The 25,262-nt window shown below is 44.1% G+C and carries 13 protein-coding genes; 4 read left to right on the forward strand and 9 right to left on the reverse strand.

Annotated features, from left to right (window positions below; all coding sequences use genetic code 11):
* Window positions 1–24: 24 nt before the first annotated feature.
* The 7 genes from ACVW0P_RS15460 to ACVW0P_RS15490 form a co-directional block, all read right to left on the reverse strand.
* Entirely contained in the window at window positions 25–474 is a 450-nt protein-coding gene (locus ACVW0P_RS15460) for a GNAT family N-acetyltransferase (RefSeq protein WP_457132887.1), read from the reverse strand.
* A 100-nt stretch (window positions 475–574) separates the two neighbouring features.
* Window positions 575–1,438 (reverse strand): glycoside hydrolase family 16 protein, encoded by an 864-nt coding sequence (locus ACVW0P_RS15465; RefSeq protein ID WP_457132888.1) that lies wholly within the window; start codon window positions 1,436–1,438, stop codon window positions 575–577.
* Window positions 1,439–1,508: 70 nt separating this feature from the next.
* Window positions 1,509–2,546 (reverse strand): family 16 glycosylhydrolase, encoded by a 1,038-nt coding sequence (locus ACVW0P_RS15470; RefSeq protein ID WP_457132889.1) that lies wholly within the window; start codon window positions 2,544–2,546, stop codon window positions 1,509–1,511.
* Between the two features lie 8 nt (window positions 2,547–2,554).
* Entirely contained in the window at window positions 2,555–3,448 is an 894-nt protein-coding gene (locus ACVW0P_RS15475; protein ID WP_457132890.1) for a PKD domain-containing protein, read from the reverse strand.
* A gap of 11 nt (window positions 3,449–3,459) precedes the next feature.
* Window positions 3,460–5,544, reverse strand: a complete 2,085-nt coding sequence (locus tag ACVW0P_RS15480) for a hypothetical protein (protein ID WP_457132891.1) — start codon at window positions 5,542–5,544, stop codon at window positions 3,460–3,462.
* Window positions 5,545–5,563: 19 nt separating this feature from the next.
* A complete protein-coding gene (locus tag ACVW0P_RS15485; RefSeq protein WP_457132892.1) occupies window positions 5,564–7,075 on the reverse strand; it encodes a RagB/SusD family nutrient uptake outer membrane protein in 1,512 nt (503 codons plus the stop codon).
* Window positions 7,076–7,094: 19 nt separating this feature from the next.
* Window positions 7,095–10,217 carry a SusC/RagA family TonB-linked outer membrane protein gene (locus ACVW0P_RS15490; RefSeq protein WP_457132893.1) on the reverse strand — a complete coding sequence of 1,041 codons (3,123 nt, stop codon included), beginning with the start codon at window positions 10,215–10,217 and terminating at the stop codon, window positions 7,095–7,097.
* Window positions 10,218–10,538: 321 nt separating this feature from the next.
* Here ACVW0P_RS15490 and ACVW0P_RS15495 point away from each other — a divergent pair, with 321 nt between their 5' ends.
* Window positions 10,539–13,481: a ligand-binding sensor domain-containing protein gene (locus tag ACVW0P_RS15495; RefSeq protein ID WP_457132894.1), complete on the forward strand. Its 2,943-nt coding sequence runs from the start codon at window positions 10,539–10,541 to the stop codon at window positions 13,479–13,481.
* A 128-nt stretch (window positions 13,482–13,609) separates the two neighbouring features.
* On the opposite strand, the gene ACVW0P_RS15500 is transcribed toward ACVW0P_RS15495, so the two are convergent.
* On the reverse strand, window positions 13,610–14,281 hold the full coding sequence (locus tag ACVW0P_RS15500; RefSeq protein ID WP_457132895.1) for a MarC family protein: 672 nt from the start codon (window positions 14,279–14,281) through the stop codon (window positions 13,610–13,612).
* A gap of 275 nt (window positions 14,282–14,556) precedes the next feature.
* On the opposite strand from ACVW0P_RS15500, the gene ACVW0P_RS15505 reads away from it, so the two are divergent.
* The 3 genes from ACVW0P_RS15505 to ACVW0P_RS15515 all read left to right on the forward strand — a co-directional run bounded on the left by ACVW0P_RS15505 (window position 14,557) and on the right by ACVW0P_RS15515 (window position 22,115).
* On the forward strand, window positions 14,557–17,331 hold the full coding sequence (locus tag ACVW0P_RS15505) for a TonB-dependent receptor (RefSeq protein ID WP_457132896.1): 2,775 nt from the start codon (window positions 14,557–14,559) through the stop codon (window positions 17,329–17,331).
* Between the two features lie 469 nt (window positions 17,332–17,800).
* Window positions 17,801–20,845, forward strand: coding sequence for an AAA family ATPase (locus tag ACVW0P_RS15510; RefSeq protein WP_457132897.1), 3,045 nt, complete (start codon window positions 17,801–17,803; stop codon window positions 20,843–20,845).
* Window position 20,846: 1 nt separating this feature from the next.
* Window positions 20,847–22,115 carry an McrC family protein gene (locus tag ACVW0P_RS15515; protein ID WP_457132898.1) on the forward strand — a complete coding sequence of 423 codons (1,269 nt, stop codon included), beginning with the start codon at window positions 20,847–20,849 and terminating at the stop codon, window positions 22,113–22,115.
* Here ACVW0P_RS15515 and ACVW0P_RS15520 read toward each other — a convergent pair.
* Window positions 22,112–25,261: a type I restriction endonuclease subunit R gene (locus tag ACVW0P_RS15520; RefSeq protein WP_457132899.1), complete on the reverse strand. Its 3,150-nt coding sequence runs from the start codon at window positions 25,259–25,261 to the stop codon at window positions 22,112–22,114. The two genes, ACVW0P_RS15515 and ACVW0P_RS15520, sit on opposite strands and share 4 nt — an antisense overlap.
* Between the last annotated feature and the right edge of the window lies 1 nt (window position 25,262).

The raw sequence follows: 25,262 nt of genomic DNA on the forward strand, positions 1-25,262 counted from the left end.
AAAGGGCTTTTTTATGCGGTTAGCTTACGGCTTTCTTATCATTTCTACGTGTTCTATGCCATCTTCGTCGTAACGCTCGCCCTCGGCAACAAAACCTAACGATTTGTAGAATGGCAGCGCATAAGTTTGCGCCCCAATGCGGATGGTTGTCGGGCCAAACAGATCATTGCAACCCCGGATAGATAATTCCATCAACTTTCTCCCTAAGCCACTGCCCCTTGCCTCCGGCGATGTAATAACACGGCCGATGGATACCTCGGCATAAGATAAACCGGCGGGCAGAAGCCTGCTATAGGCAGCAAGCTTATCATTAGTATAAACCAATACATGTTGACATTTCTGGTCTTTATTATCCTGGTCAAGGAACACACAATTTTGTTCGACCACGAATACTTCGCTGCGCAGGCGCAACAGTTCGTATAGTTCGTTTACGCTAAGTTCGGCAAAGGATTTAATAAAGTGGGTTATACTCATGGCAGTGGTATTTGCCAGCAAAGCTAATTTTAATAGGTGGAAAAGCAAAAAGCCCTCAGGTTGTATATCCGGAGGGCTTTGCTTAGCAGGGGTATGCTTCTTATTTGTTTTGGGTTACTTTAACCCAGTCGACCCACATTTTGGCTTCGCCATTTTTAATCTTTTTTAAAGATGATTCGGAAAGGCCGTAATACGGTTTTTTGATTCCGTTTATTTTAAAAGGATAAATGCCCCCCACCGCGAAATTTAGGATAAGGTGCTGCTTATTATCAAATACCCATTTGCCGTAATGCTGTGCCATGGTGCGTGTAACACGAAACATAGGCTTACCATCATACTTAAAAACAAGGGCATCGGGGGTCCATTCTACGCCGTAAACGTGCCATTGGGTGGCATCATTTTCTTTATCAAAGTACTGTCGGTTTACAAAGGGCGTTTCGCCGCTGTAGCCGGGGCCATGTACAGCCGCGCTCACCCAGTCGGCTTCGCCAATAAACTCCATAATATCAATCTCGCCATCATTTGGCCACATGCCGTTGCCCAGCATCCACCAGGCAGGCCATAAACCATCGCCGGCGGTAACTTTTATACGAGCCTCTGCTGTACCATACGTAAAATCGAACTTACCCTTGGTGACATACCTGCCAGATATAAAATCAAACTGCTGATTATCGAATGTTTTAAAGTTTGGGGAGTATTGCGGTTTTAACACCAGCACACCATTTTCGATGTATGCAGTTGCAGAAGAGTCTACATAAGCCTGCAATTCGCCATTGGTATGGAAACCGGTTACTATGGGGCTCCACTTGTTGCGGTCGATCTTACTTTCTGAAAAATCATCAAAGAAGATAACATTGCCTTTAGCGCTACCTGCAACCTGTGCCTGCTTTACCGATGAACATGAAGCAGCAATAGCTACAACGGCTGTGATGGCCGCGAAATAAATACACTTTTTGTAAAGCATAAAATTGATTAGGGGATTGTGTTTTAAACAGAAAGGCCATCGTTAAATGGCCTTTCTGTATTTAAATTGATTATTTATAAACGCGAACGTAATCTACTTCCATCGTATCGGCAGTAAAGTTAGGGTCAACCGCCGGGCCGCCAAAGTTACCACCAAAGGCCACATTCAATATCAGGAAGAAATCCTGGTTAAACGGCTTATCGGCGCTATTATCAAACGTGTAATACACCACGCCATCAATAGCAAACTTCATAGCGGTTGGCGTCCAATCCATGCTGTAAACGTGGAACGCTGTAGATGCAGTAGGGTTTTGAGTAGTACTACCTACGCCCCCCGCGCCTGAATGACCGGGGTAGTGCATGGTAGAAAATATGGTGTTCTGTAGTTTACCCACGTGCTCCATAATATCTATCTCGCCACAGCCGGGCCATGGTGTGCTATCAATGTTACCACCCAAGGCCCATATTGCAGGCCAGGTACCAACACCTGCAGGCAACTTGGCTTTTACCTCTACACGGCCGTATTTAAAGGCAAACTTACCTTTTGTAAGCAACCTTGCAGATGTATAGCCAAACCCACTGTAATTTTCTTTTTTAAGGTTGATCTTTAAAGTACCGTTTGATACCGATGCGTTATCCGGACGGTTGGTGTAGTACTCCAACTCGTTATTGCCCCAGCCATTGTTGTTACCCAAATCGTAACCCCACTTGCCCGGATCAGGCGCGCCAGCGGTATTAAACTCGTCCGCCCAGATCAGCGCCTCACTTGCAGATACATTAACCGAAATGGTTTTTGTACTTGTTTTGCCGGTTGAACTTTTGGCCGTAACTTTTACATTATAGGTGCCCGCAACCGGGTACTTATAAGTTAAGCTGCCTGTAGTGTTTGTTTGGAAAACGCCGTTGCCGAAATCAAACTCGTACGATACCGCGTTATCTGCAGTTACCGCGAAGGTCACTGTACCGCTTTTATCAGTGCTAACCGTTGGTGTTACACTGATGTTGGTTGGCGTGCCTGCAGTAGCGGAGCCACCCGTATCATTACTTTTAGAGCAATTGGTAAACAAGGCTACCAATGCTATCATTAAGAAAGCGTTTAATCTTCTCATATCTTTATCTATTTAACTTTAAATTTCTGATACCATGCAAGGCCGTCAATACCAATATTACGCAAGGTAATGCTTGTTTGGGTAAGCTCCATTATTTCATAAGTGTAACCACCTGTACCAAATGCAATTAAGCCCTTATCAGGAACTACGAATTGTATGCGTGTAGAGTTTGCCGATGTTGAACCTGATGTAGCATCCATAAAGGCAAGTTTTTTTGTACCTGTCGCGTCAAAGTCATAGCAATTATCGCCGCCAGCTTTACCGTAAAACACAGTAGCGCCTGCAATAAAGAACGACTGGCCTTTGTTGTTTATAACCATATTGATCCCTGTACCATCTTTAGTAAAGGTTATTTCATCGTCATATAAACATTCTGCGCGCTGGTTAGGCTCTGCCGCGTAGTAGCTTGGGGTATAACCATCTGCCGGGCCAACACCAACGTGGCCTGGCGTTAAACGATCTATAACCCATGTACGAGATGTACCATTAGTTAGGTTTTGCGTAATGGCAGCAGGGATCTCAAACGATACATACACCCTTATTTTTTTGCTTACTGTAGACGTTACACCACCCGTGCCAATGGCACTAACGGTAATGGTATAATCGAAAGTACCCGGGGCAGAGTATTTGTGTACTTTATCTCCGCCAGGCACAATTTCGGTAATGCCATCGCCATAATCAACTTTGTAAGATATGGCACCTCTGCCGGCGGTAGTAACGGTTACTTTACCAGTGCCGCCACCATCGGGGTTGGTCGCATTTACTCCGTCAATGGCTGTTGTTACGCTTATTTCCGTTGGGGTAACTATGTTACCGAACGAATACTTCTCTTTTTTACAGCCTATCACAACGATAACGACTGCAAAACAGATGGTTAATAATGCTTTTATATTAATTTTCATCGCTATATAAATTAATTAAGTGTGATATCATCGAAATACCAGGTGTAGTTGGCCGAGCCGTTGCCTGCTGTGCCGTTATCAAATATCAATACTATCTTTTGGTACGATTTTGCTGTATTGATAGTGCTGTAATCGAAGGTCAGTTCTTCCCATTCGTTTACTTTGGTGGTGGTCACTTCTTTCTCGAAGCTGGTATTTCCGTCGGTAAGGTTCTCTACCTTCAACAATACTTTAGTGCCTGCCTTTGGCGAGTAAACTTTCATTTTAAGTATTTTCTTGGTGAAGTCTATAGGGCCTGCAAGGGTTATGTAGCTGCCGCCGTAAGTAGCGCCAGCATTTTTAACCATTTTTGCCACCTTGGTGCTGGTGTTAATGCCTGTCGCCGATGGGTTATTTACTACTGTTACTACACCGCCTTCAAAATCAGTAAAGCCGTAGTTTAATGTCGTTGACTGGAAATCAAGCGGGATACCCAATATTGATGACGGTTGCGGGACAAATTTAACATCGTCCCAATAGAACACCTTGCCGTTACCTGCTGTACCAAAATCGAAAAACACGGATGCCTTATCGTAAGTATTTGCCGCGTTAAGTGCAGGTGTACCTGCAACAGGTGCGGTAAAATCGAATGTTAAGGTTTCCCAAGCATTAGCAACGGTAGTATTAGCTTCAGTTTCTACCGAAACGTTACCATTGTTATGATCCTCAATTTTTAGCCGTACATGGATGCCGGCAGCGGGCGAGTAAATGCGCATGCTCATTTTAGCGTACGATGCTGTTACCGGTATTTTTGCAGAGAAGCCAAGCGGGGTACCAATAGTAGTACCTGCCCATAATTCGGCACCATTAGGTTTGGTGGTCTTTTTAACTTTGTTTGATGCATCTGTTGGGTCATTAGCATCAACTGTTGCATTGTTACCAAAATCGGTAACGGTGTAGTTGGTGTTTGGTGCATCAAACGTAACCGGCAAGTTTATTTGTGCAATTTGGATAGCCATTTGCAGGTCGTCCATATAAAACACTTTACCGCTGCCCGCTGTACCAAAATCAAAAAACACAGATGCCTTATCGTAATTAAACGCGGCATTTAAGCCGGGCGTACCAGCCGATTGATTATTAAAGTCGAACGTCAAAGTTTCCCATGCGTTAGCAACTGTAGTTTTAGCATCCGTTTCTACCGCGTTGTTACCATTAGCGTGCTCTTCAAGTTTCAACTTGATAGTTAAACCCGCAGCAGGCGAATAGATGCGCATGGTCATTTTTGAATTTAGCGTACTAACCGGGATCTTGGTTGCAAAGCCTGTTGCAGTACCTAAGGTAGTACCTGCCCAAACTTCGGCACCTGCAGGTTTGGTAACCTTTAATACCTTGTTGGCATTATTTTTAGGATCTGTAGCCAATTCCGATTGGTTGTTGCCAAAATCGCTGGTTGTGTAATCAAAGTTAGCATCGTCAAACGCTAATGGAAGGTCTATTTGTTTACCTATTTTAATGGTTTGCTCAACTTTGGTTGTTGCAACACCACCGCTTAACGCTACAACCCTTACGGTATAAGTACCTGCTTTTGCATAGTTATGAGTAGCCGTTTGCTCCTGTAAGAACGAATCGTAGGGCTCGGGGTTAGCTGTTGCTTCATCGCCATAATACACATGAAACATGGTTTCGTAATCGGCAGTTGCGCCAACTGTTAATGCCAGGCCATTTGTGGTAATGGTTGTTTTAAGATTTGCCGGTGCTTTGAACGATACGGTTAGCGGTTGGGTAGATTCGGCACTTTTGCCGGAAACACCATGGCCAACTATTTTAACATTGTACACACCCTCGGCATATTTATGCTGGATGTTTTTACCGGCGGCTACTTTTACGTAGGTATCCGCACCGTCGCCGTAGTAAATATCAAAGGAAGATACACCTTCCCCATTAGGGGTAATGGTTACCAAACCGGTATTGTCTTGTGTAATATCAAACAACACCGATATTTTCGTCGGGTCTGATACCGTGTTTACGAACGAGGTATCATCAAACGTTTCCTTTTTACAGCCTGTTATAACAGCCAGTATCAGGGTTATGCTCAAAAAATATTTTATTGCATTCATGATCTTAATTTTTTAAGGTTTAGTAGCCCGGGTTTTGTGTTAAACCTGTAACATTAATTTCTTCTTGTGGCACAGGGAACACTTCGTTTTTGCCGGTTACAAAACCGGTAAGCTTGGTGGCCGCCTGCCCTGTTCTAACCAGGTCAAAAAAGCGGTCGCCATCCATAGCTAACTCTAATCTTCTTTCATCCCAAATGGCTTGCTTTAAAGCAGTACCTGTAGCAGTTACAGCGTGTGAATCATCACCAAATGCACGTTTACGTACCTGGTTAAGGTAACCCTGTGCTTTAGTATCATTTGGTGCTGTTGAACGGTTATTTGCTTCGGCAGCCATTAGCAATACTTCAGAATATCTTAACACCCTAAAGTTGTTTAGATAGTTAAGCTCTACCTGGCCCGATGTTTCACCTTTACGTGGTAAGTATTTACCGTTGTACAAGCCCGTGTTTTTGTAAGGTGCTACCTGGTAGCTGATGTTAAACTCTGGATGGGCTGCTTTGTAGTCCTCAATATTAAATGCGGTTATTGTTTTACGCTGATCGCCTGCTGCATATGCCGCGGCAAGGTTTTGCGTTGGCAGGTTACTGCTCCAGCCGGCAGCGAATGGCATGCCACCAACGCCGTTCAAGCCCCTGATGCCGTTCTGCTGAACTGCATAGTTACCCTGGCCACGTGTTGCGCCACCCCAGTTGTAGTATGGCGAACCATTGGTGTATTGGACCTCGAAAACCGACTCGGGGCCGTTTTCGCCGGCTGCTAAGTAGATAGAAGCGTAATCGCTAACCAGGCTAAATGCGCCCGAGGTAATAACCGGCTCTAACGCCGCTGCTGCTTCGGTAAATTTATTCTCGTACAAATAAACCTTGCCTAACAACGCCTGTGCCGCATATTTAGTAATACGGCCTTTTTGGCTTTGGGTAGTAGGTAATGCAGCTATAGCCGTGATCAGGTCTTTTTCTATTTGCGCGTAAACCTCTGCTTTAGGTGCGCGGGTTAACGATTTTGCATCGTTGTTGTCTAAACGTTTATCGATAAACAACGGCACATCGCCCCACATTTTTGTTAAGGTAAAATAGTAGTATGCGCGTAAAAAGTAAATTTCGCCAAAAAGGGCATCCTTACCATTAAAACTGACGGTTTCGCCGGCTTTGTTTTTGTCTTTATACTGGATCAGGTAATTAGAGCGGTTAACGCCTTCGTAGGCCACCTGCCACAGATCAAGTATGGTTGAGTTTACCGATGTTAGGGTAAAATCATCTATTTGCTGTAAAGACAAAATGTCTGATGCACTTTCGCCACCTGCTACCGAGTTGTCTGATGCGATATCGCCCACAACCACTGCCTGGTTTAACCACTGCACCGGCGAGTAAACGCTGACAGCCATAGTGCGGTAATCAGTTTCAGATTTCAGGTAATCCAGATCGGTAACTAAAAACCTATCGTGCGGGTTGTTCTCCACCCATTTTTTACATGCTGTAAACGATGTCAGTAACAGGACCATCGCAATTAGCTTTATATATCTTTTATTCATCGTATTGTTTTTTAATGAATTATAATTTAATGTCAAGGCCCATGCTGTACGTTCTTGGCTGCGGGTATGCGCCACGGTCAACACCGGTATCAAGCACTCCGCCAGAGATCTCAGGATCGTAACCGGAATATTTGGTGAATGTAGCAGCGTTACGTACCTGCGCGTAGATCCTTATACTTTTAAACACTTTACCCTGCATTAAACGCGGGAAGGTATAACCTAACTGGATATTTTTGATCTTTACGAATGAGCCATCCTCTACATACCTGTCTGATGCGCGGATGTTGCTGTTAGCATCGGTAAATGAGTACCTTGGGTTACGTGCATCGTTTGTAGTACCCGGCCCGGTCCACCTGGCCAGCACACCACGAAATTTATTGGTGTAGTTGGCGTTACGCTCATAAGCGCGGTAAATATCATTACCTATAGAGGCATAAGTGAACGCGTTAAAATCAAAGTTTTTGTAACTCATAGATAACGTCCATCCTAAAATAACATTAGGGAACGGGTTACCAATGTTTGTACGGTCATCTGCATTAATAACACCATCGTTATTTATATCCACAAAGCGGATATCGCCCGGCTGCGCCCCTGTTTGTGTTGGCGCTGCTGCTATTTCTGCCGCGTTTTGGAACAGGCCATTAGTTTTATATCCGTAGAAATAACCCGGTGCCTGGCCCTTTTCAAAAACAGTAACCTGTTGCGACTGACCGTTGAAGTAGCTGCCGCCAAATATTTTAGCGGTACCATCGGTATTGGTTGCAGTAACTAAGCTTTTAATCGTTGTTATGTTAAAGGTATTACCCAGTTTAAAAGAGCCGCCAATGGTTTCGTTGTAGCCGATAGAAATATCTAAACCGCTGTTTTTAGTTGACCCGATGTTGGCTGCAGGGACAGGTATGGTACCACCCGTGTAAACTGTTGCCGGTTGGAACAACAGACCGCCTACACGTTTTTCGTAATAATCTGCAGTGATGTTTAATTTACCATTAAACATGGTAAGGTCGAAACCAACGTTAGCTTGTTTCTGGCTTTCCCATCCTAATTGTTTATTTTCTGTTGCGCCAAGGGTAGAACCCGGGTAAAACACATTGCTAAAGTTATAGCCATTACTGTTTGCAGTAGGGCCGTAATCAGGGCCGCCCGTTACAATAGTGGTTGCCTGCGTATTTGTATTATCGTTACCCACAGTACCATAGCTACCCCTTATTTTTAAGAAATTAATTGCCGGTACATTAAAGAAACTCTCTTTACTTGCAACCCAGCCTACCGAACCTGAGAAGAAATTGGCAAACTTGTTATCGGCGCCAAAAGCGGTAGAACCATCGCGGCGCGCGGTGAACGATGCCAGGTATTTCTCCTTGTAATCATAGTTCAACCTGCCAAAGAACGACATGTTGCGTTTAAAGTATTGGTAATAGTACCCGCCTGTTGCGCTTGGGTTGGTAGCTGTATTTGTACCCGTTGCTGCAGAGTAATCTGCAAATTCCCATGAGTTGAATGGCACATCCTGCCTGTTTACACCCGCCGCGTTGCCAGACTCTTTAGACAATGAAAAGCCCACAACGGTTTCTAACGTGTGATCTTCTGCTACTTTAAAGTTGTAGTTGGCAAATGTTTCCCAGGCGTAGTTAAAGTTGCTTACCTTATCGTGGTTTACACTACTATGCTTATCTATCACGGTAGAGCCATCGGCATTCATGCTGTTATCAACATTAAGCGGCCCGTAAAACACCAATGGGGTAAAGCCCTTGCTGTTGGCATCGTACTTGGTGTAGCCAAACCTGCTGCTTAGTTTCAGGTTCTTTAAAATATCGTATTGGGCTTCAAATTTACCGTACAATTTACTTCCAAGGCTGGTATTATAAGTGTTGTCAAGCTTGGTTAACGGGTTGTAAACTTCAGATAACAACAGGTTGCTGTAGCCATATTTACCAACACTGCCCGGGTCTGTGTTTAAAACCGATACGGTTGGGTCGAAGTTTAGCGCGCTGCCAATTACACTGTTGAAAGAGTTTTCCTGGATGCCTTTTGAATTTAATATTACACCCGTAGTGTTCAATATAAACTTAAGTTTAGGCGTAAGCTGAAAATCAAGGTTGGCCGTAAAGTTTCCACGATCAAACCTCGACTTATCAATACCGCCAACTATACCACCCTGGCTGGTGTAACCACCCGATAAAAAGTAAGTTACCGTTTCGCTCCCGCCACGTACACCTAATGTATGCTGTTGCAAAGGCGCGGTTTTAAACACTTCTTTTTGCCAGTTGGTACCTACACCTAAAGTAGACAGGTCCGGGAAGATAACAGCACCGCCCGATGCAACGCTGCCTTCATTTAGGATAGCGCCATACTCTGTGGCGTTTAAAACGCCAATGTAACGGGCTATTTCCTGAACACCATAGCTGCTGTTAACGGTAAGCTCGGTTTTCATGTTTTTTCTACCCGTTTTAGTAGTTACCACAATGATACCGTTACCACCTTTAACACCGTAAATAGCGGTGGCAGACGCATCTTTAAGCACACTGATAGATTCGATATCTATAGGGTTTACCGAGTTAAGATCGGCAAGTGATTGCTGCACACCGTCGATAACGACCAATGGTGCCGACCCAGCGTAAGAAGGGATGCCCCTGATAGCTACTGTTGGCGTTGAGCCAGGCGTACCGCCTTGCACCACGGTAACACCTGCTGCTCGTCCCTGTATTGCTTCTTCTGCACGTACCGGGTTTTGCCTTTGGATGTCCGTACTTTTTACGGTTGAGATAGCACCCGATACCTTAGTTACCTTTTGGGTGCCGTAACCAACAACTACCACCTCATTAAGGGCGTTATTCACGTTATCCTCTAAGGTGAAGTTCTCTGTGCCGGCTTGTGTTACTTTCCTTTCGACAGATACCATCCCGACAAATGACACCACTATGGTGCCGCCACTTTGCGGCATGTTTAACGCGTAATTGCCGTTTATATCGGTAACAACGCCCATCGTTGTGCCTTTAACGGTTACTGAGGCGCCGGGCAATGCCTGTCCGTCTACCTTTTGGGTTACTTTACCTGTTAGGCGCAGGGTTTGTGCATAGCCCTGGCTAACAAAACAAAAAAGCAAAGCAATCCCCATAAAAAACTTGAGTTTTAATTGCATAGGTTTATTTTTAGATTAAATTAATAGGGTCGTTTAGGACGACGTTGGTTGGTTGTAAAAGTTTATTCATACGGTCTTCTTTTCGGGCATAAAAATGCACGGTCATAATTTGGCTAAAGTGTTTTTTATAAACGGTTAAAAATTGGTTTGTACTACTACCGCGGTAATTGGTTGTATGGCCGCAGCAATTGGTTTATAGGGATCAAATGTAGAGCAAGCGGATACCAATGCAAAATTTCGCACTACATCACTACTACACAACCTTGAAAAATCATTTAAAAACACGGATATTAGTAAACCAATTGTAAAACCTGTATAATTTTGACTGCACGCTATAAACCCTTATTTTTTAAGCTACTACTTTTAGTAGTACTTGTTGTTTTTGGGCAATGGGCAATGGCACAGGCCTACATTGGGCAGCGCAAAACGGTTAATTACGAGAAAAGGCAGTACAACGCGGGCACCCAAAACTGGAAAATACGCCAGGACGCGCAGGGCCGCATGTATTTTGCCAATAACGAAGGGGTGCTGGTGTTCGATGGGTCATACTGGCAGCTATATCCGCTGCCCAACAAAACCATTGTACGCTCATTAGCGTTTGGTGCCGATAAAAAACTTTACGTTGGCGGGCAGGACGAGATAGGATATTTCGCCCCTGCTAAAAATGGGCTGCTTGAATTCACATCGTTAAAAAACCTTATCCCAAAAGCCGACCAGGCGTTTTCTGACATTTGGGATATTGCCGCATATGGGGGCGATGTATTCTTTCGCACCCATGATAAGATATTTAGATATAGCAACGGTAAAATAACGGTTTACCATTCGCGTTCATGGTTGTTCCTGGGAATGTACCGCGATAAGCTACTGGCCCACGACGAGCAAAAAGGCCTTTTGGGTTTTGCAAATGGCAGCTGGCAGCCTTTTATTGCCAAAGCTAACCTGCCTGATGGGTTCTACATTACCAGCATATCTAAGTTTAACGATACCACCAGCCTGGTTACATCCGCAAAGGATGGCTTGTTTTTGCTGAGTGGCAATAAACTGAATTACTTCAATCTGAACGGGGCCGGCATAGATATCCATCAACATTTTTCGGCAGCTACAGCTCTACATGATGGTACTTACCTGGTGGGTACTTATGTCAACGGTATTTACCAGTTTGATAAAACGGGGAATATCATCGAAAATATCGGAAAAAAAGAAGGCTTGCAAAACACCAACGTGCGCTGTATGTATACCGATGCAAACCACAATGTTTGGCTTGGGCTGGATAACGGGATCGACTACATAGCGTACAACAACGCGGTTAAACATATAAACCCATTAATATTTAAAGATGGCGGGGGCTATGGCGCTGCCCTTTTTAAAAATAATTTATACTTCGCTCTATCAAACGGGGTATATCAGTTACCTGTTAATGGAGTTAGCGACCTAAGTTATCTGAAAAACGACTTTAAAACGACCGGCGAAGGGCAAACCTGGAACATGGCCGAAGTAAACGGCCGCCTGCTTGCGGGGAAAGATGATGGCCTTTTCGAGATAACGGGCGACAGGCTTGCCCCCATTTACAACGCGACAGGTTTCTGGACGTTCCAATCCCTCAAAAACAAAGCAGGCGAACCTTTGATAGCGGCAGGTAATTATTATGGTGTACGGCTTTTTGATAACAAAGGCGCCAACTTTATTGATAAAGGCAGTGTGGGCAAATATTATGAGTCGGCCCGCTTTATGCAGGTTGATGATCATAATTTGATCTGGACATCGCACCCCTACCGCGGGGTGTACAAACTGGACCCTAATACCGGCAATGTTAAAACCTACACTCAGGACCAAGGGCTGCCCTCAACCCTAAACAATTTTGTTTTTAAAATAAAGGGGCGGATAGTAATTACCACCGAAAAGGGTATATATGAATACAACCCGGCTACCGACCGTTTTATCCAATCGCCGCAATTCAAGAAAATATTTGGCGACAGGGGTTTACGGTATCTTAAGGAAGATGCCAACGGCAACGTATGGTTTGTGCAGGGAAAAAGCGTTGGCGTGGCCGATTATACATCGGCACCAACCATTATCAACATCCCCGAGTTGAATAACCGCATACTAAGCGGCTTTGAGAATATTTACCCGGTTAACGCCAATAACGTATTTGTAGGTAGCGAGAACGGTTTTTACCACATCAACTACGCCCGGTACAAGCAAAACATAAGGCCTTTAAATGTTTATATCCGTAAGGTAAAAGCAACGTATGGTACCGATAGCCTGCTTTATGGCGGTTACTTTGCCGGGGTTAGCGATGATAAAAAGCAGGCCGCCGAAAATACCCCGTCGTTAGCCCACAACTGGAACTCGCTGCATTTTGAATACTCGTCGCCAATTTTTGAGGAACAATCTAACGCCGAATACAGCTATTTACTGGATGGCTTTGACAAGGAATGGTCGGAATGGTCTAAACGGCCGGATAAGGATTACACCAACCTGCCCGCAGGTAATTACACCTTTAAGGTGAAGGCCCGCAACCATCAAAATAATGAATCGGCGGTGGCGGTTTATGCCTTTGTTATAAACCCGCCGTGGTATCATACCATTTTGGCCTACCTTATATATGTGGTGATTTTTGCGGGTGTCCTTTACTATCTGTATAAAATACAGGAAAGGCAACACATTGCTAAACAACAAAAGCAACTGCATCTTCAACAGCAAAAGAACGAGGAAGAGCAGAAGCAAATTGCCTACCTGCACCAGCTGCAGCTGGAGCGGTCTGAAAAGGAAGTGGTGAAACTGAAAAACGACAAGCTACAGTCAGAAATAGAATTTAAAACGTCCGAACTGGCATCTACAGCCTTAAATCTGGTGCAGAAGAAGGAGTTTATACTAAAGGTGAAAGAAGAGTTGCAGCATATTCAAAAATCGGGCAGGGAGATGGTGGAAACTACCGAGATAAAAAAGATATTGCGCCTGCTGGCCGAAGAGAATAAGGTGAACGAAGAGTGGGAACAATTTTCCATCCACTTTGACAAAGTGCACTCCAACTTTTTAACCGTAATAAAAGACCGCTACCCAAGCATCAACCAGCAGGAACTAAAGCTTTGCGCCTACCTCATCATGAACCTATCCAGCAAGGAAGTTGCCCAATTGATGGCCATATCTGTACGCGGGGTAGAGATCAGCCGTTACCGCCTCCGCAAAAAGCTCCAGATCCCCACAGAAATGAACCTATTTGAGTTTTTGTTTAATATACAAAGGGAGATAACGAAGGGGTGATAGGGGTGACTAATGTAGCTTTAACTAATTACTTCCGTAATAACACCCTCGCCTAATCTTATCAATAGGAACCGTGTGTATAACCTGTATCAATACAGCATTGACTATCCCGGTTTCATAGTATATCCCTATATCTTAAATATCGTCTTCAACCCACTTATTCCTATCTGCAAGCCCACGCAAAAGATCAAAAAGGCGGAGATGCGGTTTACGATGTTTTCGCCGTTCTCTCCCAAATAATTGATCATAGTTTTAGTGTTGAGGTAAAAGAAATAGATCATGGAACACATCACTACAATAGATACCAGGATGGCGCCGGTGGTCATGTAATACCGGGCGCTGCCCATGGCGTCGGCCTGGGCGCTTAAAGTAAACAATACCGATATGGTGCCCGCGCCCGTGGTTGCCGGGAAAGTAATAGGATAAAAAAGTTTGTTAGCGATATGGCTAAAGGCCGATACATTGGGTTGCCCGTCAAGGTCTTCGGGCGAGGTCTTTTTCTCGTCGGACGACAGAAACTCCCACCCCATTTTACAGATCATGATTCCGCCCGCCAGCTGCACAACCGGTATCGAGATGCCAAATAGCCTTAAGATCCATTGCCCCGCAAATAACGATACGGTGCAAATTAAAAACGCATAAAAGGTTATCTGGGTAACGGCTTTCCGCTTCTCGCCTTTTGTAAGGTTCTCAAAATATGGGCTAACCATAAAGGCGGAGCCTATTGGGTTAACAACGGGGAACAAGGCAATTATACCAATGAAAACAAGGTGGACAAAAGATTCGTAAAATTCGGGCATCGGGTGGCTTATATATTCCCATAAAGATATACTATGCATAGCAACTATCAAAAAAAGGTAAGATATCACCCTGCAAAAGGCCTTTTTACCCGCCAACTAATAAACTTATTATTTTTTGCCTGTAATTTTCGGCGCATTTTTGCCAATAACATCAATTTAACATTCATTTTTTTAATAAATTTAGTAAATTGTTAAAAATGTGTTAAGCAAATGTAAATATCATTGCAAATTCATTACCTTGTAGTGTATATAAATTTAAACCCCAACTTTTGGATATGAAGAAAAATCTACTCCTAATCGTCACATTATCGTTGATAAATGCCACGGCATTAATGGCGCAAACCGGCAATGTTACGGGCGTTGTAACAGATGCAGCCACTAACCAGCCCATGCCTGGTGTAACCGTAACTGTAACAAACGGTGGCAGTGTTGCCATTACAGGTGCTAACGGCACCTATTCTGTTAAAGCACCGTCATCAGCCGGCATAGTGTTTACCTACACCGGGTACAAAACGCTAACTACAAGTGTTAATGGTCGCAGCAAAATCGATGTTTCTTTATCGTCAGAGATCTCACAACTGAACGAAGTGGTAGCTATCGGCACACGCTCGGCAGGGCGTGTAAAACTGGAAACGGCAGTCCCGGTTGATGTAGTGAACATCAGTAAAGTATCCAGTAATACCGGGCGGCTTGACTTAACCGACATACTTAACTACGCGGCCCCGTCTTTCAACTATAACAAACAATCAGGCTCGGATGGCGCCGACCATGTGCAACTGGGAACCCTCCGCGGCCTTGGGCCCGACCAAACCCTCGTGCTTGTTAACGGTAAACGCCGCCACAGCACCGCTTTTGTTTCGGTATTTGGCACACGCGGCCGCGGTAACTCGGGGGTTGACCTTAGTTCGATACCAACCGCTGCAATAGACAGGGTAGAGATATTGCGCGATGGCGCATCAGCACAATATGGGTCTGATGCTATTGCGGGAGTCATCAACCTGGTTCTAAAGAAAAATACAGGAGAGTTTACCGCCAACATAGGTTACTCCGGCTATTATGACCCCGCTTTTAATACCGGTAAAGGCGTATTAGCTGCTTACTACCCCCATGGCAACGCTATAGACGGCAACGGCATTACCATAGATGCTAATTATGGCTTTGCCATAGGCAGTAACGGCGGTTTCTTAAATTTAACCGGCGATTTTGCTAAGAGTGGTAAAACGTTTCGCCAAACAAAAGATACCGCCACCGCTAACCTGCAGGCGTTGCCTTTTAACCCATACAGGCGTGCAAATGGCGATGCTTCATCAACAAGCGGGTCTGTATTTTTCAATAACGAGATACCCCTTGCCGGCACCCGCACAACCTTTTACAGTTTTGGCGGCTATTCATATAAAGTAGGAGATGCTTATGCGTTTACCCGTAACTTTTCGGGCAAGCCAGAGCGTTTCCCAACCAATGCCGGTGGCGACCTGATACCGGTTAGCGGCATTATTTTCCAGGACCCAAGCGGCGATTCGTACTATAACCCGCATATACAAACACATAATACCGATTTAGCTTTGGCCGCAGGCCTTAAAGGCACCATTGGCGAAAACCTGGATTGGGACCTGAGTAATAACGTAGGCAATAACAAATTTCACTTTTTTGGCGATAAAACATTTAATGCCTCTTTAGGCCCCCAGCAAACACATTTTGATGATGGCGGCTCGGAGTTTTTACAAAATACTACTAACTTAAACTTTAGTAAGCATTTCCCTAAAGCGGCAGCAGGCCTAAACCTTGGCTTTGGTGCCGAATATCGTTACGAACGTTATAAAATATTTGCCGGCGAAGAGGCTTCTTATACCAATTACGATGCTACCGGCGTAAAGGCAGCGGGTTCGCAAGGGTTCCCCGGTTACCAGCCTGCCGATGCGGTAAATGCTAACCGTTCGGTTTTTGGCGGCTTTGTTGACCTCGAGCTGGATGTAACTAAAAAATGGCTTATAGATTTTGCCAACCGCTATGAGCACTACAGCGATTTTGGGTCGAGCTTTACCACAAAGTTTGCAACGCGCTATAAAATTACCAACACCTTCAACATCCGCGGATCATTAGGTACAGGTTTCAGAGCGCCATCACTACAACAGATCAACTATAGCAACACGTTCACTAATGTGCAGGGGGCTGTTGTATCTGAGGTGAAGATAGCACCAAACTACAGCCCTATCACAAAAGCGGCAGGCATCGCTAACCTTACACAGGAGCGCGCAAAAAACGCAGGCATTGGCTTTACCTTTAAACCAATCCCCGAATTAAGTTTTACGGTTGATGGTTACATTATTAAGGTAAAGGACAGGGTGGTGCTTTCGGGCCAGTTCAGCGCGTCGGATGCAACGCTCGATCCGGCATTTACCGCCGCACTCGATAACCTGCATGTAAGCTCGGCACAATTTTTTGCCAATGCGGTTAATACAACCAACCGTGGTTTAGACGTGGTTATCGATTACACCAAAAACGCGGGCAGTAACCGCTACAGGTTATTGTTTACCGGTAACTTCCAGAGTATGGATATCGATAAGATAAATTACCCGCCCATATTGGGTAAAACTCCCGCGTTAAAGCAAACATTTTTGAGCGACCGCGAGCAGAAGTTTATCCTGGCATCGGCACCTCCGCAAAAATTCGCCCTTAACCCCGAGTACGGCCATAAAAGTTTTACAGTAGGCGTACGCGTAACCTACTTTGGCAAAATAGACCTTTTAGGTTACGGCGACGGCACTACGCTTAGCCCAACGGTACCGCTTGATAACGGCAGCGCGCAAGTACCCGACCAGTACATTTATAGCGGAAAAGCCGTAAGCGACCTTTACTTTGGTTACAGGCTTAATAAAGCTGCACGCATATCTATTGGTGCCGATAACATTTTTAACGTACACCCGGACTTGGGTTATGTTGTGGGCGCAAAAGGCTGGGCGTACAACAATGAACCTGCCGGCCCGTTTGATGCCGTGCAAATGGGGCAAAATGGCCGCCGTGTCTTTTTAAGAATGGGTTTTAACTTTTAAAGCGCTTTCAATAAAAGATACGGTATCACTTAATATAAATAAAAAAGCCCTTTAGACATCCATCTAAAGGGCTTTTGCTTTGCGAAACGGACGCCGGTATCTAAGGCTGTAGGGATGATAGGTAGATATTATAACCTGTTGACCTTAAAAAATCTTAAAACAAAAAACGCTTAGATAAATCTAAGCGTTTAATTTTTCAGCGGAATGGACGGGACTCGAACCCATCTCAATAATCCGTTGATATTCAATATTTTACAAGTTTGTAAGTGTGGTAATTCCCGAATTCTCCACATTTAATTTGCAACAGTTTAATTCCTAATGACTTACATAAAGATAAATAATAATACCGATTATTCCAATTTATACTTGAATAATAAACAAGTGTTCGTAGATGTGACACGTCACAATAATTAGAATGCTATATGAGATTCCAGTTAAGATTGGCCTATATTGCATTATATTTTAACCAATGCCTTTTCAACCTGATCAAATTAGTCGTAAAAATATTCTGCAGGCGATCGCCGAGCTTGAACAAAATCCAAATAGCGGACGTAAGTCCACCGGCTATGATTTGTTTTTTGAGGCGAAAACTTATCCTCCAAAAGAGGTACTACGCAGGGCCCACGAATTAGCGACCGGCGAGTATTTATGGAAACGTAGCGGCGGATCGCAGACAAATGATTTTTTAATCAGCCACGGGTTCGAAATAAGAGCCAAGAATGATAGGCCGGACCCTTTCCCGGCTTTGGTTAAAGACTACAAGGAATTAGTGCGAAAACAAGGGTTGCACGATGAGCTATACAAGTGGGAACTAATCGAGACTTTTAGGGGCCGACCGGACTTCGAGGCCGAAGACCTGCTATCCGAACTCAAAAAGATCAATTTTTCCAACTTGATCTATGGTCCAGGTATCGGCGTGATCTACCATTTGGCCAGGGAACGCAGTGAGCCTTACCGGCAATGTTTGCATCGGCTTTTTGACGAGTCGGTCGAATTACAAATAAGAACCGAACGATTTACCAGTACAGCTTATCAATTGTACCGCGAGATCGAATCAGATCCGAAAAGACAACCGCATCATGATGAACGGACCATCGCGACCTTGCTCACCTATCATGACCCTTATCGGTATGCCTTTTACAAAGACTCCTTTTACCGGACCTTATGTAAAGTGATCGGTGAAAAACCAGCCGACCCGGGAAAAAAATATGTAGACTATTTGGCTATCGTAGATCGGTTTATCGAGGATTATATTCAGGATGATCAGGAATTGATCGATTTGGTTAACCAGCATAAGTCTACAAAATCATTTGATGATCCCAATTTTAAGCTCCTCGCACAAGATATCTTATACCGGATGCTGGAGATCAACGGAAGGACATTTACTACACTCATTGAAGAGATCGGCACCACATTGAACGATGATCTGGAAACGCCCAGGTTTTCCCTTATAGCTCATACTCAAGGCAACCAGAAAAATCGCGATTGGGTGTGGATGGCAGATGAAGCCAAACTGATGAACACTAGCACCGCTCATTATGAACTGGAGGTTGTTGCGAGCAAAAGGGACAAGATTCGCGTATGTCTTCATTTTGAAGAGGAAGACAATAATGCCCGATTTGAACGAGAGATCGGAAAAGTCTTACCCGATGGCTTGCAGTGGTTTAGCTGGTTTGCCGCCAGAAGCCTGCGCCTTAAAAAGGAAATCGATTTTTACGGTGAACATACCGTGGTAGAAGTGATCGCTGCACTCAAAAAAATAGATAGCGCTATTGGCGATCAAGTTAGAAAGATTATTTCCCATATCAATAAAGAAATTATGCTCGAGGAAACTAAAAAAACGCAACCCTTAAACCAGATTTTGTATGGTCCGCCGGGTACGGGTAAAACCTATCATACAGTTAATAAGGCCCTACAGTTATCGGGGATGGATATTAGTGCGATGTCGAGAGCTGCTATGAAAGTGGCCTTTGATAAATTAGTGGCGGAAGAGCGGATCGTATTCACCTCTTTCCATCAGAGTTTAGGTTACGAGGACTTTATCGAGGGTTTAAAACCTGTTATTAGTGGTGATGATGCGCAACCGATCCAATACGTGATCAAACCCGGAATATTCAAGACAATCTGCAATGCTGCGCGTGGTTTGCAAGACGTCAAGGTACAGAAGGGGGATATTTTCACCAAGGCCAAATTTTATAAAATGTCCTTGGGTGGCTTACAAAATCAGCACATCCACGACTGGTGTATAAAGAACAACTGTGTTGGCTTGGGTTGGGGCGATGACAAGAACTTTGAAGGGTTTAAGGGTATAAAGCTCTGGAAAGACTATCGCGACAAGTTTGTAACGGAATTTCCAGACCTGGTGGATAAAAGCCGGTACCATATAACCGCAATGTACGCTTTTCAGCAAATGAGGATTGGCGATATAGTGGTGATCTCCAAAGGCAATCATATTATTGATGCCATTGGAAAGATAACAGGAGACTATGAATGGGACGATAATAATGATTTTGGCTACTTTCAGTTCCGTAAGGTGGAGTGGCTGGCGACCGGGCTTAACCAACAGCCCGCTACATTTTTCCGTAAGCAGATCAGTCAGCAAAGCATTTATGAATTCTTCGATGATGATGTAAAAAAGGAAGTTTTTATTGAATTATTTAAGTCGGATACACCGGAGATCAAACCTTATGTCCTCATTATTGATGAGATCAACCGTGGGAACATTTCCAAGATATTCGGCGAACTGATTACTTTGATCGAACCCGATAAACGCTTAGGCCATACCGAAGGCTTAACCGTTACGCTACCTTACACTCGTGACGATTTTGGGGTGCCGGCCAACCTGTATATTATCGGCACCATGAACACAGCTGACCGAAGCGTAGAAGCGCTAGATACGGCCTTAAGGCGCAGGTTCAGTTTCCAAGAAATGCAACCTCGTCCAGAGTTGTTAACACCGGCGCAGGTCGTGTGGCGTTTTTTCTGGCAGTATAAGCAGATGGAATGGCATGATAAAGACTACCTGGTTTATGAAGACGAACTATTCAATTTATTGGAACCAGATGATACATTCAAAAACGAGCGCAAAGCAAAATGGGATAGTTTTGCCAAAGAAGGACCGAATGAATCGCAAATTGATCTATTTAAACCTTATTCATATACCGGGATTAACTTGGAGAAAATGCTGACCACCATTAATAAACGGTTGGAAGTGTTGAAAGATAGAGACCACTTGATCGGTCATGCTTATTTCATTCATGTTTACAGCATAGAAGGCCTAATGGTCGTTTTTCGCGATAACCTCATCCCATTATTACAGGAATACTTTTTTGGCGATTATTATAAAATTCAATTAGTTGTTGGTGCGGGTTTCATTCAGTCACAAACCGCTTCCGTCGAATTCGCTATTGATGATGAAGATCAGTATGACGAGAAAGAAATCTATCATATTGCGAAAAATGCACTAACAGATCCTAGCGAATTCCGGCAAGCGGTCACTCTTATGAAGCTATAAAATGGGCGAGGTCTTACGTTTTTTTGAATATGATAAAGTCAATTACAGGAGGTTTAGTCCAGCCCAGGTAATGGCTATCCGTCGGCTACACACATTGACAAATGGGCTTTATTATCATTTAGGAGACAATAACTTCACCTTTAAAGAACATGTAGGCGTGATTCAAATTAATGAATTGACCATAGAAGTGTTACCCAAAATCGACCGAGAGGATGATGACAAGGGAAAATGGCATGATATTTTGCTCCATATGTTGAAAGAATGCCGTTTCATGAACCCTCATTCTTCTGCTTATGCCAATCTTAAATTAAAGTCCAATTCGGTGCTGGAACTTTACTTTGAAAAGTTTATCCAAGAACTTGAACAGTTGTTACATCAAGGACTGGTCAAGAAATACCGCAGTGAAGAAGGTAATCAATACACATTGAAAGGCCGGCTGGTCTTTGGCAAGCATCTCAGTGAAAATATTTGCCACGCGGAAAGGTTTTATGTGAACTATGACCAATATGACAACTGTCACGCACTCCATCAAGTGTTGCGTCAGGCGCTGGAAGCGGTTTGCCGCTTGATAGACTATAATCGGCTATCAGATAGGGTGAATCAATTACTTGCCCAATGGCCCGAAAGTAAGCCATTGGCTATTGACGAAAATTTGTTCGCACGTTTTCCGCTGACCCGTAAAACGGAGCCTTATCGGGAAGCATTGATGATTGCCCGCATGATCTTGTTAAATTATCATCCTGATCTTCGTGGCGGGCGTGAATCAGTGCTTGCATTAATGTTTAATATGAATGATTTGTGGGAAGAGTTTGTTTTCCGAAGGTTGAAAAGCTGTGAAAGGGAGTTTAACTGGAAGGTAAGCGATCAACGTAGATTTAAGTATTGGTCAGTCGGATCCAAGGGTAAGTTGCTGATCCCGGATATTCTTATTGAAGGTCCTGAAGGTCAAAAGATTATTATTGATACAAAATGGAAGCGCCCGGCAAAAAACAAACCAGATGATCACGATTTGCGCCAGTTACTAGCTTACAAATTATATTACCAGAGTGACTGCGCCTATTTACTCTATCCTTGTTCCCAGCAGGCAAGCTTCATCGTGGCTGGGCAATACCATGATACGCCCTACCAATCTAAAGACCGGGTGTTTCGGGAATCGTTTGGCTTGGAGGGTGGGCTGATGTTCATGAATTTACTGAAAGGAAACGCGTTATTAAATAAAATAGCTTTCTGGGAGATGGCAGCCCGGCTTTTTGATGTTGTGGCAAACTAATTTAATTTCGCTTTGTACTTTTTGAAATTCTCAGCTTGCTCAAAGATCTCTTTGTAAACCTCGTCCCGGTCGACCGGTGGATAGTCATTTTCAGCTAAAAGAATGATCAGATCAGCTTTCAATTCAGATTTAATATCATCCCGTTTGCTCCAGTCGGTATATTTAGTTTTATCGTCCACGACGGTTTTAACTTCCTGGGCCAAATGGCGAAGTTTATCTTCCGGATAGTTAAAATCATATTTGACCATCAGTGATTTTAAGATGTCATAAAATGCTTTTTCTTCCAGGTCTATACCCATCTCTTTAAAAGAGTCCTTTTCGGTTTTTAAGGCATTATACAAGCTGATGATCTCGTTGGTGAAATCTTCCAATACCTCACTCCGCAAAACATCCGCTTCCTCCCGTTCGTTGTATTTTTCAACCAGGAACTGCATTTTTTTGGAAAAGTCTATGCCAGTAACTTTATTGACTTTCTTAAACTCTTCAATGGCTTTGGCCAATAACTGCTGGAGGAGTTTGATCTTAGTATGGGGCAGTTTGATCTTATCAATTTTGGCCAGGTAATCTTCGTCGAAAATGTCAATTTGCGTTGCCTGCTCATCACCCAGTTTAAAGATCTCTTCCACACCAGTGCTTTCGATGGCATCTTTGATCATTTCTCTGACCCGGGCATTCATCTGTGCGGTATCAGGCGCTACGCCTTTAGTCAGCTTAAATACGATCGATCGTACGGCCAGGTAAAAATGGATATGGTCGCGCTGATCGGTTGTAAAGGCATCGCTACCGGCACAAATATCGTAGGCGGTCTTTAATCGTTTGACTAGATACATGAAACGCTGTTCCAATTCGTGCGTGACCTGCACAAATTCAGCGGCTATATTCAACACGTGCAGTTGTTGTAACGGGGAACCTTCAAAATATGGTCGTGTATCAAACTTATGGAATATTTTGGCGAGCAGATCTAAATGATCTTGGACAACCACAATAGATTGCTGTATGTCTTCAAAATTCTGGGTGTCAACCTGGTTGTACTGGGCTAAAGCCAGGTTCATTTGCTTTTTGATGCCGATATAATCCACCACCAAACCTTTGTCTTTTCCTTCAAATTTTCGATTAACCCTGGATATGGTTTGGATCAAATTATGGCGTTGTATTGGTTTGTCTATGTAGATGGTATCTAAAAAGGGCACATCAAATCCCGTCAGCCACATATCTACCACAAAGGCGATCTTAAAATTGGATTTCGCATTTTTGAACTGCCTGTCCAATTCTTTGCGGTACTCCTTGGTTCCTAAGGTGTCGTATAACGGTTTGGGATCATCCTTTCCCCGGGTCATGACCATTTTCAACCTGGACATGGGCTTGATCTCTTTCTTTTCTTTATCCGTCAGGTCAGCGCCTTCTTCGCTGGCTTTTACAACGGCCCATTCGGGCCTTAACGCGATCACATTTTGATAGAGTTCATAAGCGATCGGTCGGGTACTGCAAACGAAGATCGCTTTGCCTTTTACCGTAGCGCCTTCGCTGACGCGTTTTTCATAGTGGCCAATAAAATCTTCTGCCAGGGCTTTCAAACGTTCTGGGTCACCGATGATAGCATTCATCTGGGTAACAGCTTTTTTGCTTTCTTCGATTTGGTACTCGTTGGTACCATCCTCGGCGCAGCGTTGGTAATAGTCTTCTATTTCCTGAAGTTTACGGTTATTGAGCAATACCTTGGCTGCGCGGCCTTCGTAAACGATCCGTACGGTAATTTGATCTTCTACCGATTCGGTCATGGTGTAAGCATCCACAACAGGACCGAAAACATCCAGTGTAGCGTCGACCGGTGTGCCAGTAAAACCGACATAGGTCGCATTGGGTAAAGAGTCGTGTAGATATTTTGCAAACCCATAGGTTTTGGTCACTCCCTTATCACTGACGCGCAACTTTTGGTCTAAATTGGTTTGACTACGGTGCGCTTCATCCGATATACAAATGACATTCGAACGGTCGGTCAGTAAACGCGTGTCCTGGGTAAATTTGTGGATGGTGGTTAGAAAAACACCGCCGCTATTCCGGCCCTGCAAAAGCTGTCTTAATTCCTGACGGCTTTCTACGCTTTTGACCGAGTTGTCACCGATGTAATCTTTCGCATTGGTAAACTGACCGGACAATTGGTCGTCAAGGTCGGTGCGGTCGGTGATCAATACGATGGTCGGGCTGGCGAAGTAAGCGCTTTTCATCAGCAAGCGCGTTAAAAACAACATGGTATAACTTTTACCGCAGCCGGTGGCGCCAAAGTAAGTCCCGCCTTTTCCGTCACCTTTTGGTTTTTGCTGAACTTTTATGTTTTCAAATAATTTCCGCGCGGCATAGTATTGCGGGTAGCGGCAGACGAGTTTTTCATCTTTTTTGGAGCTGTCCGGGAAGTAAATAAAGTTTTGGATGATGTCCCGCAAGCGGCTACGGTTGAACATGCCATGGATGAGCGTGAAGAGGGAATCGATACCATCGACCTCTTTGATCAGCCCTTCAATTTTTCTCCAAGCGTAAAAGAATTCGTAGGGCGCGAAAAGCGAGCCGGCTTTATTGTTAACGCCGTCGCTGATCACGCAGAAGGCGTTGTATTTTAATAGTTCGGGGATATCGCGTTGATAACGGACCGTCAGTTGGATATAGGCATCATGTATCGTGGTCGTTTCCTGAATAGCGGTTTTAAATTCAAAGACCACCAAGGGTAAGCCGTTGATGTAGAAAATACCGTCGGGTATGCGTTTTTCATAACCGGTGATCTCTAATTGGTTAACAAATTTATAAGTGTTTTGATCCGTTTCTGAGTAATCGATAAGCTGGATATAAAGATCTTTTTGGTGATGATCGTCACGCTTGAACACGAAACCGTCGCTCACCATCTTCATTACGAACTTGTTGTCTTCGTAGAGATCCCCGGTGTTATGGTTTTCAAGGTCACGAATTATCCTTTCAATTTCTATTAACGTGATTTGGCTATCGCGATATTGGTAAGATAGAAAAGCAATAAAATCTTCTTTAATAAGCACCTCATCCGGTTTACGCAGAATGGCCTGGCCAAAAAGGTGTGGAATATCCTCTTGACCGAGTAATTCAATGATGACCTTTTCTAATCGTGATTCTGTAAACTTCATC

It is taken from the genome of Mucilaginibacter sp. UYNi724, assembly GCF_054057495.1.